At 64.5% G+C, this 13131-nt stretch carries 11 protein-coding genes; 3 read left to right on the forward strand and 8 right to left on the reverse strand.

Going from position 1 to position 13131, the window contains the following annotated elements:
* Positions 1-30 precede the first annotated feature (30 nt).
* The 3 genes from H162_RS0110915 to clpS all read right to left on the reverse strand — a co-directional run bounded on the left by H162_RS0110915 (position 31) and on the right by clpS (position 4397).
* A complete protein-coding gene (locus H162_RS0110915; RefSeq protein ID WP_020653503.1) occupies positions 31-1602 on the reverse strand; it encodes a methyl-accepting chemotaxis protein in 1572 nt (523 codons plus the stop codon).
* 195 nt (positions 1603-1797) lie between these two features.
* Positions 1798-4098 carry an ATP-dependent Clp protease ATP-binding subunit ClpA gene (gene clpA, locus H162_RS0110920; RefSeq protein WP_026354509.1) on the reverse strand — a complete coding sequence of 767 codons (2301 nt, stop codon included), beginning with the start codon at positions 4096-4098 and terminating at the stop codon, positions 1798-1800.
* On the reverse strand, positions 4095-4397 hold the full coding sequence (gene clpS, locus H162_RS0110925; RefSeq protein WP_020653505.1) for an ATP-dependent Clp protease adapter ClpS: 303 nt from the start codon (positions 4395-4397) through the stop codon (positions 4095-4097). The genes clpA and clpS overlap by 4 nt, the downstream gene beginning before the upstream one ends.
* Before the next feature lie 319 nt (positions 4398-4716).
* Here clpS and cspE point away from each other — a divergent pair, with 319 nt between their 5' ends.
* A complete protein-coding gene (gene cspE / locus H162_RS0110930; protein WP_020653506.1) occupies positions 4717-4920 on the forward strand; it encodes a transcription antiterminator/RNA stability regulator CspE in 204 nt (67 codons plus the stop codon).
* Between the two features lie 212 nt (positions 4921-5132).
* On the opposite strand, the gene icd is transcribed toward cspE, so the two are convergent.
* A complete protein-coding gene (icd, locus tag H162_RS0110935) occupies positions 5133-6386 on the reverse strand; it encodes an NADP-dependent isocitrate dehydrogenase (RefSeq protein WP_020653507.1) in 1254 nt (417 codons plus the stop codon).
* A 216-nt stretch (positions 6387-6602) separates the two neighbouring features.
* Here icd and H162_RS0110940 point away from each other — a divergent pair, with 216 nt between their 5' ends.
* A complete protein-coding gene (locus H162_RS0110940; RefSeq protein WP_020653508.1) occupies positions 6603-7169 on the forward strand; it encodes a pseudouridine synthase in 567 nt (188 codons plus the stop codon).
* A gap of 110 nt (positions 7170-7279) precedes the next feature.
* On the opposite strand, the gene H162_RS0110945 is transcribed toward H162_RS0110940, so the two are convergent.
* Positions 7280-9514, reverse strand: a complete 2235-nt coding sequence (locus H162_RS0110945; RefSeq protein ID WP_020653509.1) for an NADP-dependent isocitrate dehydrogenase — start codon at positions 9512-9514, stop codon at positions 7280-7282.
* A 449-nt stretch (positions 9515-9963) separates the two neighbouring features.
* Entirely contained in the window at positions 9964-10230 is a 267-nt protein-coding gene (gene rpsT, locus H162_RS0110950; RefSeq protein WP_020653510.1) for a 30S ribosomal protein S20, read from the reverse strand.
* A gap of 213 nt (positions 10231-10443) precedes the next feature.
* Here rpsT and murJ point away from each other — a divergent pair, with 213 nt between their 5' ends.
* Positions 10444-11994: a murein biosynthesis integral membrane protein MurJ gene (gene murJ, locus H162_RS0110955; protein WP_020653511.1), complete on the forward strand. Its 1551-nt coding sequence runs from the start codon at positions 10444-10446 to the stop codon at positions 11992-11994.
* 23 nt (positions 11995-12017) lie between these two features.
* On the opposite strand, the gene H162_RS0110960 is transcribed toward murJ, so the two are convergent.
* Positions 12018-12731: a type II secretion system protein gene (locus H162_RS0110960; RefSeq protein ID WP_020653512.1), complete on the reverse strand. Its 714-nt coding sequence runs from the start codon at positions 12729-12731 to the stop codon at positions 12018-12020.
* The gene (locus H162_RS0110965) at positions 12725-13129 is read right to left on the reverse strand and encodes a type II secretion system protein (RefSeq protein ID WP_156885559.1); all 405 of its coding nucleotides are present in this window, start codon (positions 13127-13129) and stop codon (positions 12725-12727) included. The genes H162_RS0110960 and H162_RS0110965 overlap by 7 nt, the downstream gene beginning before the upstream one ends.
* Positions 13130-13131: the final 2 nt, after the last annotated feature.

Consider the following 13131-nt stretch of genomic DNA (forward strand, 5'->3'; position numbering starts at 1 on the left):
CAGCGTGGGCGGAGCATCCGCCCGCGCTGCCTAGACGCGTGCCAGGGCACGTCCGCCCTCGCGCACCTTGAACGTTCCCACCAGCTGCGACAGCTCCGCCGCCTGCTGCCGCATCGACGCCGCCGCCGCGGCCGCCTGCTCCACCATCGCCGCATTCTGCTGGGTCGACAGGTCCATCTCCACGATCGCGCGGCTGACCTGCTCCACGCCGCCGGCCTGCTCCGCGCTGGCGGTATGGATGGCCCCGAGGATCCCCGCCACCTCCTGCACATGGCGCAGCAGGTCGCGCATGGTCGACCCGGCCGCCGCGGCGATGCCGGTGCCGGCCTCGATCTCGCCGGCCGACTCGCCGATCAGCTTCTTGATCTCCCTGGCCGCGCCCGCCGAGTGCTGCGCCAGGTTGCGCACCTCGGCCGCCACCACCGCGAAGCCGCGCCCTTCGCTGCCGGCGCGCGCCGCTTCCACCGCCGCGTTCAGCGCCAGGATATTGGTCTGGAACGCGATGCTGTCGATCATGCCCGTGATGTCCACGATGCGCTTGGCCGAGGCCTTGATCGCCGCCATGCGGGCCACCAGCTGCTCCACCGCCTGCGCGCCCTCGATGGCGACGCTGGAGGCGTTCTGGGCCAGCGCATTGGCCTGCTGCGCGCTGGCGTTGTTCTGGGCGATGGTCCCGGTCAGCTCGTCCATCGCCGCCACCGTCTGGCGCAGCGCGTCGGCCTGGCGCTCGGTGCGCTGCGACAGGTCCTGGTTGCCGTCGGCGATCTCGCCCGATGCGCAGTCGATCGCCTGGGCGCCCCGCAGCACCTGCGACACCGTCGAGGACACGCCGCGCGTCATGCCGTTCAGGGCGTCGAACAGGCGGCCGATCTCGTCGCCGCGGGCATGCCGGATGACCGGGCGCAGGTCGCCCTGGGCCACCTGCTCGGCCAGCGCCACGGCCTGCTGCAGCGGACCGACGATGTTCCGGGTCAGCATGAAGGCCACCGCCCCGCCCACGGCCAGCGACCCGGCGCCCAGCAGGAGCAGCAGCGCCTTGCTGAAACGCGAGGCGGTGGCCGATTCGTCGGCCAGGCGATGCGCTTCGGCGGCTTCATGGGCCAGCAAGGCTTCCAGCGCGCCGATATGGGCCTTGTGGGCCTGCTCCCAGCTCCCGGTGACGAGCTGCTCCACCAGCTGGGTCTGGCCCGTGTCCTTGGCGCGGAACAGCTCGGCCTGGATCTTGTCCAGCGCCGCCTTGTGCCCGGCCGCGACCTGGATCAGGGTGCGCTCGCGTTCCGAGGCCGGCAACCCGGCCAGCCTGGCGTCGATCGCGGCGGCGCTCTTCCTGCCCTGCGCGAGCTGGGCCAGGAAATAGTCGGCCAGCTCCAGGCTGTCGCTGCGCGCGATCGAAATCGCACGCGAGGCATTCAGGCGCTCGATACCGAGCAGGTCGGAACTGAGCTGCTGTTTGGCGAGCTTGTCGTTGACGAGATCGGAAGTGATCGCGTCAGCCGCATGCATGCGCCACAGCGCAACACAGCAAATGAGGATGATAACCAGGGAAACGATGCCGAAGGCGCCGAGGATTTTGGTGGCGGTATTGAGCTTGGCGAGTCGCATTGCGATAGTGGGTTGCTGAAGTGCTTGCAGTTTAGAAACCCAATATGACCGGATTATGAATTTTTATTACTTCGGTGTCATAAACCACATAAATATGTAATACCCATCCTGGATAAAGCCCACCCTGGAATGGCCCAATGAAAAAAGCCCGCGGCACTTGCGTGCGCGGGCTTTGGTAATAAAACGCCGGAGCGTTTATTCGATCTCGACCGTTTCCGCCGCGGTCGGCGGCGGCAGGACGTCGCCTTCCGGGAACTCGAGGACCACATCGTCCTTCTCGTTCAGGTCCACCGTCACGCGCCCGCCGTTGACCAGGCGGCCGAACAGCAGCTCGTCGGCCAGCGCCTTGCGGATCATGTCCTGGATCAGGCGCGACATCGGACGCGCGCCCATCTGCGGATCGAAGCCTTTCTTGCCGAGGAACTTGCGCAGTTTCTCGGTGAAGATGGCCTCCACCTTCTTCTCGTGCAGCTGCTCTTCGAGCTGCATCAGGAACTTGTCCACGACGCGCAGGATGATGTCCTCGTCCAGCGCGCGGAAGCTGATGATCGAATCCAGGCGGTTGCGGAACTCCGGCGTGAACATGCGCTTGATGTCGGCCATCTCGTCGCCGGCCTCGCGTGCATCGAGGAAGCCCACCGAGCGCTTGGTCAGGCTCTCGGCGCCCGCGTTGGTGGTCATGATGATGATCACGTTGCGGAAGTCCGCCTTGCGGCCGTTGTTGTCGGTCAAGGTGCCGTGGTCCATCACCTGCAGCAGGATGTTGAAAATGTCCGGATGGGCTTTTTCAATCTCGTCCAGCAGCAGCACCGCATGCGGCTTCTTGGTGATGGCCTCGGTCAGCAGGCCGCCCTGGTCGAAGCCGACGTAGCCCGGCGGCGCACCGATCAGGCGCGACACGGCATGGCGCTCCATGTACTCGGACATGTCGAAGCGCACCAGCTCGATGCCCAGGATGAAGGCCAGCTGCTTGGCGACCTCGGTCTTGCCGACGCCGGTCGGACCCGAGAACAGGAAGGAGCCGATCGGCTTGTCGGTCTTGCCCAGGCCGGCGCGCGCCATCTTGATGGCGGAAGCCAGCGCGTCGATCGCCGGGTCCTGGCCGAACACCACGTTGCGCAGGTCGCGGTCGATGGTCTGCAGCTTGCTGCGGTCGTCCTGGTTGACGGTCTGCGGCGGGATGCGCGCGATCTTGGCGATGATGTCCTCGATCTCGGTCTTGCCGATGGTCTTCTTCTGCTTCGACTTCGGCAGGATGCGCTGGGCCGCGCCGGCTTCGTCGATCACGTCGATCGCCTTGTCCGGCAGGTGGCGGTCATTGATGAAGCGCGCCGCCAGCTCGGCCGCGGTCGACAGCGCCGAGGCGGAATACTTGACGCCGTGGTGCTCTTCGAAGCGCGACTTCAGGCCACGCAGGATCGCCACGGTCTGCTCGACCGAGGGCTCGTTGACATCCACCTTCTGGAAGCGGCGGCTCAGGGCGTGGTCCTTCTCGAACACGCCGCGGAATTCCGTGAACGTGGTCGCGCCGATGCACTTGAGCTGGCCGTTCGCCAGGGCCGGCTTGAGCAGGTTCGACGCATCCAGCGTGCCGCCCGAGGCCGAACCGGCGCCGATGATCGTGTGGATCTCGTCGATGAACAGGATGCCGTTCGGGGTGTCCTTGATCTGCTTGAGCACGGCCTTCAGGCGCTGCTCGAAATCGCCGCGGTACTTGGTGCCGGCCAGCAGCGCGCCCATGTCGAGCGAATACACGACGGCGTTCTGCAGGATCTCGGGCACGTCTTCCTGGACGATGCGCCATGCCAGGCCTTCCGCGATGGCGGTCTTGCCGACACCGGCCTCGCCCACCAGCAGCGGATTGTTCTTGCGGCGGCGGCACAGGATCTGGATCACGCGGTCGACTTCTTCCTCGCGGCCGATCAGCGGATCGATCTTGCCGTCGGCGGCAGCCTTGTTCAGGTTCTGCGTGAACTGGTCGAGCGGGCTTTCCTTGGTCTGCCCTTCGACCTGCGCTTCTTCCACGCCTTCGGACGCCTTCTGGGTGTCCATCTGCTGGTCCTTGCGCACGCCGTGCGAGATGAAGTTGACCACGTCCAGGCGCGTCACGCCCTGCTGGTGCAGGTAGTAGACGGCATGCGAATCCTTCTCGCCGAAGATCGCCACCAGCACGTTCGCGCCGGTGACTTCCTTCTTGCCGTTCGAGGCCGACTGCACGTGCATGATCGCCCTCTGGATCACGCGCTGGAAGCCGAGCGTGGGCTGGGTGTCGACCTCGCCCGTGCCGGGCACGGTCGGGGTGTTGTCACCGATAAAGTTAGTCAAGGTCTTGCGCAAGTCTTCGATATTGACCGCGCACGCACGCAGGACTTCGGCGGCCGAGGGATTGTCGAGAAGCGCCAGCAGCAGATGCTCCACGGTAATAAACTCGTGCCGTGCCTGCCGCGCTTCGACAAAGGCCATGTGTAGGGATACTTCAAGTTCCTGCGCAATCATACTTCCTCCATCACGCATTGCAGGGGATGCCCCGCCTTACGCGCATGCGTTAAGACAAACTCCACTTTGGTACACGCTATATCTTTGGAAAACACACCGCACACCCCTTTGCCATGACGATGCACGGAAAGCATGATCTGTGTCGCCGTTTCGCGATCCTTGTTGAAGTACTCCTGAATGACAGCGACAACAAACTCCATCGGCGTGTAGTCATCATTCAGCAGCGCCACCTGGTAGAGTGGCGGCGGTTTCACTGTCTGCCGCTCCAGCAGTTGTTCGGTATCGTGCTTCGTTGCCATGTGGGTATTCTAAAGCTTTCGGGGTTGGTGCAAAGCGTAAACATCAGCTCGTTTTCATGTGCTTCCATGTTACGCGGTTTCCAATCTTTGCGCAGATGGCGCTTCAATTGAAGAAATCAAGAGCCCATCCGGTCCCGGTGTGGAAAATTTAGCAACACAGGGCCAAAACCCCTTGACTTCAATGATTATTCCACCAACAATGCAGCTATTGACATTGTACTTATGTACTTGTTGATAAGAAGTGAGCAGGCTGAGGAGGGGGCAAGAAGCTTCTTGCTTTTATGGCTCGTGTGATTTGTTTAAATTTGAAAGTTCTTTTATGGCAACTGGTACTGTTAAGTGGTTCAATGATTCCAAAGGTTTTGGCTTCATCACTCCCGATGACGGCGGCGAGGATCTGTTCGCGCACTTCTCCGCAATCAATATGAACGGTTTTAAGACCCTCAAAGAAGGTCAAAAAGTCCAATTCGAAGTCACGCAAGGCCCTAAAGGCAAGCAAGCTTCCAACATCCAGGGCATGTAATTCTCCGCCCCCGGAAGCGAAAAGCCCCGCCCTTGCGGGGTTTTTTTTCGGGCTTTTTTACGCCTACCCTAGCACCGATCCGCAATCTCCCGCGCCCGCCTGCGCGCCGTCCTGCCGCGTGCGCGCCGCCCCTTCCCGCAATGAAAAAAGTCCCGCCTCCGCCGGGGTCGGGACTGCATGCTGCCGCAGGCGCCCGGCGACGGGCGCGCGGATTACATCTGTTCGATCATCACTTCGCCGAAGCCCGAGCACGAGACCTGGGTCGCGCCTTCCATCAGGCGCGCGAAGTCGTAGGTGACGCGCTTCGAGGCGATCGCCTTTTCCATCGACCTGATGATCAGGTCGGCCGCCTCGGTCCAGCCCATGTGGCGCAGCATCATCTCGGCCGACAGGATCAGGGAACCCGGGTTCACGTAGTCCTTGCCGGCGTACTTCGGCGCGGTGCCGTGGGTCGCCTCGAACATCGCGACCGAATTCGACATGTTGGCGCCCGGCGCGATGCCGATGCCGCCGACCTGGGCCGCCAGCGCGTCCGAGATGTAGTCGCCGTTCAGGTTCAGGGTGGCGATCACGCTGTACTCCGCCGGACGCAGCAGGATCTGCTGCAGGAAGGCGTCGGCGATCGAATCCTTGACGACGATCTCGCGGCCGGACTTCGGATTCCTGAACTTGCACCATGGGCCGCCGTCGATCATCTCGGCGCCGAATTCCTTCTGCGCCAGCGCATAGCCCCAGTCGCGGAAGCCACCTTCGGTGTACTTCATGATGTTGCCCTTGTGGACGATGGTGACCGAGGTCTTGTCGTTGTCGATCGCGTACTGGATCGCCCTGCGCACCAGGCGCTCGGTGCCTTCGCGCGAGACCGGCTTGACGCCGATGCCCGAGGTGTCGGGGAAGCGGATCTTCTTGACGCCCATTTCCCGGGTCAGGAAGTCGATGACCTTCTTCGCGCCGTCCGAGCCTTCGGCCCATTCGATGCCGGCGTAGATGTCTTCCGAGTTTTCGCGGAAGATGACCATGTCGGTCTTCTCGGGCTGCTTCAGCGGCGAGGGCACGCCGGTGAAGTAGCGCACCGGGCGCAGGCAGACGTAGAGGTCGAGATCCTGGCGCAGCGCGACGTTCAGCGAACGGATGCCGCCGCCGACCGGGGTGGTCAGCGGGCCCTTGATCGAGACCACGTACTCCTTCAGCACGTCCAGGGTTTCGGCCGGCAGCCAGACGTCCGGGCCATACACATTGGTCGACTTCTCGCCGGCGTAGATTTCCATCCAGCTGATCCTGCGCTTGCCGCCATAGGCCTTCGCCACCGCCGCGTCGACCACCTTGATCATGACCGGGGTGATATCGACGCCGGTACCATCGCCTTCGATGAACGGAATGACCGGGGTATCGGGTACATTCAGCGAACAATCGGCGTTGACGGTGATTTTCTGGCCGTCGGCAGGTACTTTGATATGTTGGTACATCGTGTTCTCCCTGGTTGTCGCACGGCGGGCTGCGATGTCGCAGCGCCATGCAGTCGGCATGGTCTGCGATCTGAATTACAATGTCGATAACAGCGGTTAGTCCTCTATAAGACCTCGGTCTAGCGTCTTGCATTATGCACCAGTATCCTGGCAGGCGCTACGGTTAGCCCCCCATGCGCCGCCGCCGGCGGCCCCGACATTGCCCAACTCCGTACCATGCCTCTGATCCTCTTCAACAAACCCTTCCAGGTCCTGTGCCAGTTTTCGCCCCAGCCGGGACGCGAGTCGCTGGCCGATTACCTGGACATCCCGGGCATCTACCCGGCCGGCCGGCTCGACGCCGACAGCGAAGGCCTGATGCTGCTGACCGACGACGGCAAGCTGCAGCACAAGATCGCGCATCCGGACCACAAGGAAGCCAAGACCTACCTGGTGCAGGTGGACGGGATCGCCGACGCCGCCCTGCTGGCGCGCCTGCAGGCCCCGCTCGACCTGGGCGACTTCGTCACCAGACCCTGCCGCGCCGTGCGCATCGCCGAGCCGGAATGGCTGTGGCCGCGCAATCCGCCGATCCGCACGCGCCAGGACAAGCCCACCAGCTGGATCGCGATCACGCTGGAGGAAGGCAAGAACCGCCAGGTGAGGCGCATGACGGCGGCGGTGGGGCTGCCCACCCTGCGCCTGGTGCGCAGCAGTATCGGGCCGTTTTCGCTGGCGACCCATCCCTTGATGCCGGGGGAGTTCGTCGAGGTGCCGGCGGAGGCCTTGCGGACGGGGAAGTAAGCGCCGTCACGCACGCAAACAAACAACGCAAACAAAAAGCCCGCCAGACCGATGGTCTGGCGGGCTTTTTGTTTGCCTGGTACGCGCGCGGCAAGCCGCGCGCCGCCTGCTTAGGCGCCCACTGCTTCCAGTGCGCTGTTGAAGGTCGCGCTAGGACGCATCACGGCCTTCACCTTCGCGTCGTCGGCCTTGTAGTAGCCGCCGATGTCGACCGGCTTGCCCTGCACTTCCAGCAGCTCGGCAACGATCTTCTGCTCGTTCTCGGCCAGGGTCCTGGCCAGCGGCGCGAACTGGGCAGCCAGCTCGGCGTCCTCGGTCTGCGCGGCCAGTTCCTGGGCCCAGTACAGCGACAGGTAGAACTGGCTGCCGCGGTTGTCGAGCTCGCCGGTCTTCGGCGACGGCGACTTGCGGTTGTCCAGCAGCTTGCCGGTCGCGGCGTCGAGGGTCCTGGCCAGGACCTTGGCCTTGTTGTTGCCGGTCTTGATACCCAGGTCTTCCAGGCTCACGGCCAGCGCCAGGAATTCACCCAGCGAGTCCCAGCGCAGGTGGTTTTCTTCCACCAGCTGCTGCACGTGCTTCGGCGCCGAACCGCCGGCGCCGGTTTCGTACATGCCGCCGCCGGCCATCAGCGGAACGATCGACAGCATCTTGGCGCTGGTGCCCAGTTCCATGATCGGGAACAGGTCGGTCAGGTAGTCGCGCAGGATGTTGCCGGTGACCGAGATGGTGTCCAGGCCGCGCTTCACGCGCTCCAGCGTGTAGCGCATCGCACGCACCTGCGACATGATCTGGATGTCCAGGCCGCTCGTGTCGTGCTCTTTCAGGTAGGTCTTGACCTTCTTGATCAGCTCGTTTTCGTGCGGACGGTACGGGTCGAGCCAGAACACGGCCGGCATGCCCGAGTTGCGGGCGCGGGTGACGGCCAGCTTGACCCAGTCACGGATCGGCGCGTCCTTGACCTGGCACATGCGCCAGATATCGCCCTGCTCGACGTTCTGCGACATCAGCACTTCGCCGGTCGCCAGGTCGGTGATGTTCGCCACGCCGTCTTCCGGGACCTCGAAGGTCTTGTCGTGCGAACCGTATTCCTCGGCCTGCTGGGCCATCAGGCCCACGTTCGGCACGGTGCCCATGGTGCGCGGATCGAAGGCGCCATGCCATTTGCAGAAGTTGATGATCTCCTGGTAGATGCGCGCGAAGGTGCTCTCCGGGATCACGGCCTTGACTTCCTTCAGGCGGCCGTCGGCGCCGTACATCTTGCCGCCGGCGCGGATCATGGCCGGCATGGAGGCGTCGACGATCACGTCGTTCGGCGAGTGGAAGTTGGTGATGCCCTTGGCCGAGTCGACCATGGCCAGTTCCGGACGGTGCTCCTGGCAGGCGTGCAGGTCACGGATGATTTCTTCGCGCTGCGAGGCCGGCAGGTCGGCGATCTTGTTGTACAGATCGGCCATGCCGTTGTTGACGTTGATCTTCAGGCTGTCGAACAGGGCGCCGTGCTTCTCGAAGGCTTCCTTGTAGAACATGCGCACGCAGTGGCCGAACACGATCGGGTGCGAGACCTTCATCATGGTCGCCTTGACGTGCAGCGAGAACAGCATGCCGGTCTTGTGCGCGTCTTCGATCTGGGCTTCGTAGAAGGCCAGCAGGGCCTTGCGGCTCATGAACATCGAATCGATGATCTCGCCAGCCTGCAGCGCGACCTTCGGCTTCAGCACGATGGTCTGGCCGCCCTTGGTGACCAGCTCCATCTTGACTTCGCGGGCGCGGTCGAGGGTCATCGACTTTTCGCCGTGGTAGAAGTCGCCGCCGGTCATGTGCGACACGTGGGTGCGCGAGGCCGCCGACCATGGCTGCATCGCGTGCGGGTTCTTGCGGGCGTACTCTTTCACGGCGCGCGGGGCGCGGCGGTCGGAGTTACCTTCGCGCAGGACCGGGTTGACGGCCGAGCCGATGCACTTGTTGTAGCGTGCCTTGATGGATTTTTCTTCGTCGGTCTTCGCGTCCGCCGGGTAGTCGGGGATGTTGTAGCCCTTTTCCTGCAGTTCCTTGATGGCGGCTTCCAGCTGGGCCACCGAGGCGCTGATGTTCGGCAGCTTGATGATGTTCGCGTCCGGCTCGAGCGTCTTCTTGCCCAGCTCGGCCAGTGCGTCCGGCACGCGCTGTTCCGGCGTGAGGTTTTCCGGGAAATTGGCCAGGATACGCGCGGCGACCGAGATGTCGCTCGCTTCGACCCGGATACCAGCCGGCTTGGTGAAGGTGCTGACGACAGGCAGGAAGGCGTGGGTCGCCAGCAGGGGCGCCTCGTCGGTCAGGGTGTAGATGATGGTCGGATCACTGCTCATGCACTTTTTCCTCGGTTTTCGCGAACAGGTCGCGAGTGGTGAAACTTGCTCAATAATTGCCCGTCCGCGCACACGCGCGACGCAGCACACCGATCATTCTACCCCGCTCCAGGGCGTGATGGACAGATCGCCAAGGTCCCAGCCTGTTCCCGCGCCGTTCGGCCCGGACGGCTTGACGCCTTGCTGCGCCCCAAGTCTTCTATAAGACATAAGACAGGCGACATATTATGCCTCAGCTTTGGGCGGGACACCAGTTTTCCCGCATGATGGATGGCACAACCACTTCGTGAAACGACGGCGCAGGCCGGCGCGGCCACGCGAAGGGTGCGGCGCGCCGGGCCCGGAGAAAGGCATGGGCCAAGCAAAAAAACCCGCCAGGACCGAAGTCGGGCGGGTCTTTCTACTGCACAGAACTTGCCAGCGCGGCCTCGGCCGCGCGCACGCGGCTGTTAGGCCGACAGTGCCTTGATGGCTGCAGCCAGGCGGCTCTTGTGGCGCGCTGCCTTGTTCTTGTGGATGATCTTCTTGTCAGCGATGCTGTCGATGGTCGACACGGACTGCTGGAAGATGGTGGCCGCTGCGGCCTTGTCGCCAGCCAGGATGGCCTTGCGAACTGCCTTGATTGCGGTGCGCAGGGTCGAACGCTGTGCCGAGTTGTGCGCGTTTTGCTTCACTGCTTGACGAGCGCGCTTGCGCGCTTGTGCGGTATTTGCCATGGGATTTCCTAAATCGGGGTCAAGTTGCGTTTGCAAACATTAGCGTGTGTCAAACCGGCCCTTTCAGGTGCCTGCCCAACGATTCTTGTCTGCCAACAGAATTCAGTACAGCCCACGATTATAGCGAAGGATTCCTCCAAGGGCAATTCATAATTCAATAATGCCGCCGTTTTCGCCCGTGCGCGGGTTGTTGCCCAAGTATAATCCCGGGCCATGAACCTGCTCAAGACCCTCGCCGCCATCTCCAGCATGACCATGCTGTCCCGCGTCACCGGCCTGCTGCGCGAAAGCCTGTTCGCGCGCGCCTTCGGCGCCTCGGCCTATACCGATGCCTTCATCGTCGCGTTCCGCCTGCCCAACCTGCTGCGCCGCCTGTTCGCCGAGGGCGCCTTCTCGCAGGCCTTCGTGCCCATCCTGTCCGAATACAAGACCCAGCACGGCGACGCCGCCACCAAGAGCCTGGTCGACCATGTCGCCACCTCGCTGGTCTGGGCCACCGTGCTCACCAGCCTGGTCGGCATCGTCGGCGCGCCCTTCCTGATCACCATGATCGCGGGCGGCCTCGAGCGCGACCAGGGCGCCTTCGACGCCTCGGTCGTCATGACCCGCATGATGTTCCCCTACATCGCCTGCATGTCCTTCGTGGCCCTGGCCGGCGGCGTGCTCAACACCTGGCGCCAGTTCAAGATCCCGGCCTTCACGCCGGTGCTGCTGAACCTGTCCTTCATCTTCGCCTCGCTGGTGCTGGTCGAGTTCTTCGAGCAGCCGATCTATGCGATGGCGGTCGCGGTCTGCGTCGGCGGCCTGCTCCAGGTCGCGATCCAGGTCCCGTCCCTGGTCCGCATCGGCATGCTGCCGCGCATTTCGCTGAATCCCATCTCGGGATTGCGCGACAGCGGCGTGCGCCGCATGCTGAAGAAGATGGGCCCGGCCGTGTTCGCCGTCTCGGCGGCCCAGATCAGCCTCCTGATCAACACCAGCATCGCCGCCGGCCTGGCGGCCGGCGCCGTCTCGGCCCTGCAGTATGCCGACCGCCTGATGGAATTCCCGACCGCCATGCTGGGCGTCGCGCTGGGCACCATCCTGCTGCCCAGCCTGTCGAAGGCCAACAACGAAGGCAATGCCGACGAGTACACCGCCCTGCTGAACTGGGGCATGCGCCTGACCTTCCTGCTGGCCCTGCCGGCCGCGGTCGGCATGGCCACCCTGGCCGAGCCGATGATCGCCGCCCTCTTCCATTACGGGAAGTTCGACGCCAGGGACATCGCCGGCTCGGCCATGCCGCTGATGGCCTACAGCGCCGGCCTGCTCGGCATCATCATGGTCAAGATCCTGGCGCCGGCCTTCTATGCGCGCCAGGACGTGCGCACCCCGGTGCGCATCGCCGTCGGGGTGCTGGTGGCCACCCAGCTGATGAACCTGGTCTTCGTGCCGCTGCTGGGCGTGGCGGGGCTGGCGCTGTCGATCGGCCTGGGCGCCTGCATCAACGCCGTGTTCCTGTATGCCGGGCTGCGCCGGCGCGGCATCTTCACGCCGCAGCCGGGCTGGCTGGCCTTCTTCTGCAAGCTGCTGGTCGGCGTGGCGGCGCTGGGCGCGGTGTCGTGGTTCGCGCAGGCCCGATTCGACTGGGTGGCGATGCAGGCCACCCCGCTGCTGCGCCTGGGCGCCCTGCTGGCCATCATCGTGGTATCGGCCTTCGCCTATTTCGGCGTGCTGGCCGTGCTCGGTTTCCGCCCGCGCGACTTCAAGCGCCGCGCGGCCTGAGGCTGCGGCGCCGGGAAAGAGTACTAGCGTCCGAACTGGACGTTCGGCGGCGGCTCGGGCGTTTCTTCCGCCGCTTCCCGGGCCGGCGGCTCCTGGGGCGCCGGTTCCGATGCCGGCGCTTCCTGCGGTTCCGGCTCCTGGGCGGGCGGCTCCGGTTCCACAGGCGCGCCGGCAGGCGGCGTGTCGACCGGCGGCGCGGCAGGCGGCTGGGCGCCGTCCGGCGCAGGCGCCGCTGGTTTCGGCGGCCGCGGCGTGTTGACCAGTTCCTGGCTGTTGGCCGTGAAGCGCCACTCCGATATCTTTTCCTTGTTCTCGAAGTTGCGGAAGCGGCTGTCGAAATTCGCGATCTTCAGCGGTTTCGCCTCCGACAGGCTGTACACCGCCACCACGCCCTTGTCGCCGCCGCCCAGGTAGACCACGCCCCACTCGGCCTTGCCGGTCATCGGATCAACGAAGATCTTGCGCAGGTGCCGGCGCACGCCGGGAAAACGCGGGTCCTTCAGCAGTACATCGAGCGTCGGCGGCTGCGGCGGCTGGCCGCGCGGCGTCGCCGCGGCATAGCTCTCCAGCGCGGCGCTGAAGGCGGCGCCGGTCTCCAGCAGCTCTTCCTCGGCCGCGACGCGCTGCAGGAGCGAGCCGATCTTGAGCGTGGCCGCGCCGACCATCCCGATGATCGCCACGAGGATGATCAGGCCCAGGTAGGTGAACCCGGCCTGCCTGGCGCGCGCGCCTACCATTCGGCGTAGGGGCGCCCGCTGCGGTCGTTGCCGGGCGCGCCGCTGCGCAGGTCGGCCACGCCGCCCTGGTCGCCGTCCTCGGGCGGCACCACGGTCCAGGTCTCGCGGCTTTCCGTGAGCGGGTCGAGCGGCAGCTCGCGCAGGTATTTTTTCTCGACCAGCTGCTCCAGCGTTTCCGGATAGCGCCCGGTGTCGGAACGGAACTGGTCGATCACGGTGCGCGTGTTGCGCAGGTTGTCGGCCAGGATCGTCTCTTTGGTGCGGTCGATGCTGGGGAAGAAGCGCGGCACCGCCAGCGTCAGCAGCAGCGCGACGATGCCCAGCACGACCAGCAGCTCGATCAGCGTGAATCCCCGCTTGCGGTCGCGCCTGTGCGCATGCCATGCCAGCCTGTCCATGA

It is taken from the genome of Massilia niastensis DSM 21313 (assembly GCF_000382345.1).
Classification (GTDB): Bacteria; Pseudomonadota; Gammaproteobacteria; order Burkholderiales; family Burkholderiaceae_D; genus Telluria; species Telluria niastensis.

What these genes read in the sequence shown, in the direction of transcription:
- H162_RS0110915 (WP_020653503.1), bottom strand. Translation starts at nt 1,602, where the DNA reads ATGCGACTCGCCAAGCTCAATACCGCCACCAAAATCCTCGGCGCCTTC.
- clpA (WP_026354509.1), bottom strand. Translation starts at nt 4,098, where the DNA reads ATGATTGCGCAGGAACTTGAAGTATCCCTACACATGGCCTTTGTCGAA.
- clpS (WP_020653505.1), bottom strand. Translation starts at nt 4,397, where the DNA reads ATGGCAACGAAGCACGATACCGAACAACTGCTGGAGCGGCAGACAGTG.
- cspE (WP_020653506.1), top strand. Translation starts at nt 4,717, where the DNA reads ATGGCAACTGGTACTGTTAAGTGGTTCAATGATTCCAAAGGTTTTGGC.
- icd (WP_020653507.1), bottom strand. Translation starts at nt 6,386, where the DNA reads ATGTACCAACATATCAAAGTACCTGCCGACGGCCAGAAAATCACCGTC.
- H162_RS0110940 (WP_020653508.1), top strand. Translation starts at nt 6,603, where the DNA reads ATGCCTCTGATCCTCTTCAACAAACCCTTCCAGGTCCTGTGCCAGTTT.
- H162_RS0110945 (WP_020653509.1), bottom strand. Translation starts at nt 9,514, where the DNA reads ATGAGCAGTGATCCGACCATCATCTACACCCTGACCGACGAGGCGCCC.
- rpsT (WP_020653510.1), bottom strand. Translation starts at nt 10,230, where the DNA reads ATGGCAAATACCGCACAAGCGCGCAAGCGCGCTCGTCAAGCAGTGAAG.
- murJ (WP_020653511.1), top strand. Translation starts at nt 10,444, where the DNA reads ATGAACCTGCTCAAGACCCTCGCCGCCATCTCCAGCATGACCATGCTG.
- H162_RS0110960 (WP_020653512.1), bottom strand. Translation starts at nt 12,731, where the DNA reads ATGGTAGGCGCGCGCGCCAGGCAGGCCGGGTTCACCTACCTGGGCCTG.
- H162_RS0110965 (WP_156885559.1), bottom strand. Translation starts at nt 13,129, where the DNA reads ATGGACAGGCTGGCATGGCATGCGCACAGGCGCGACCGCAAGCGGGGA.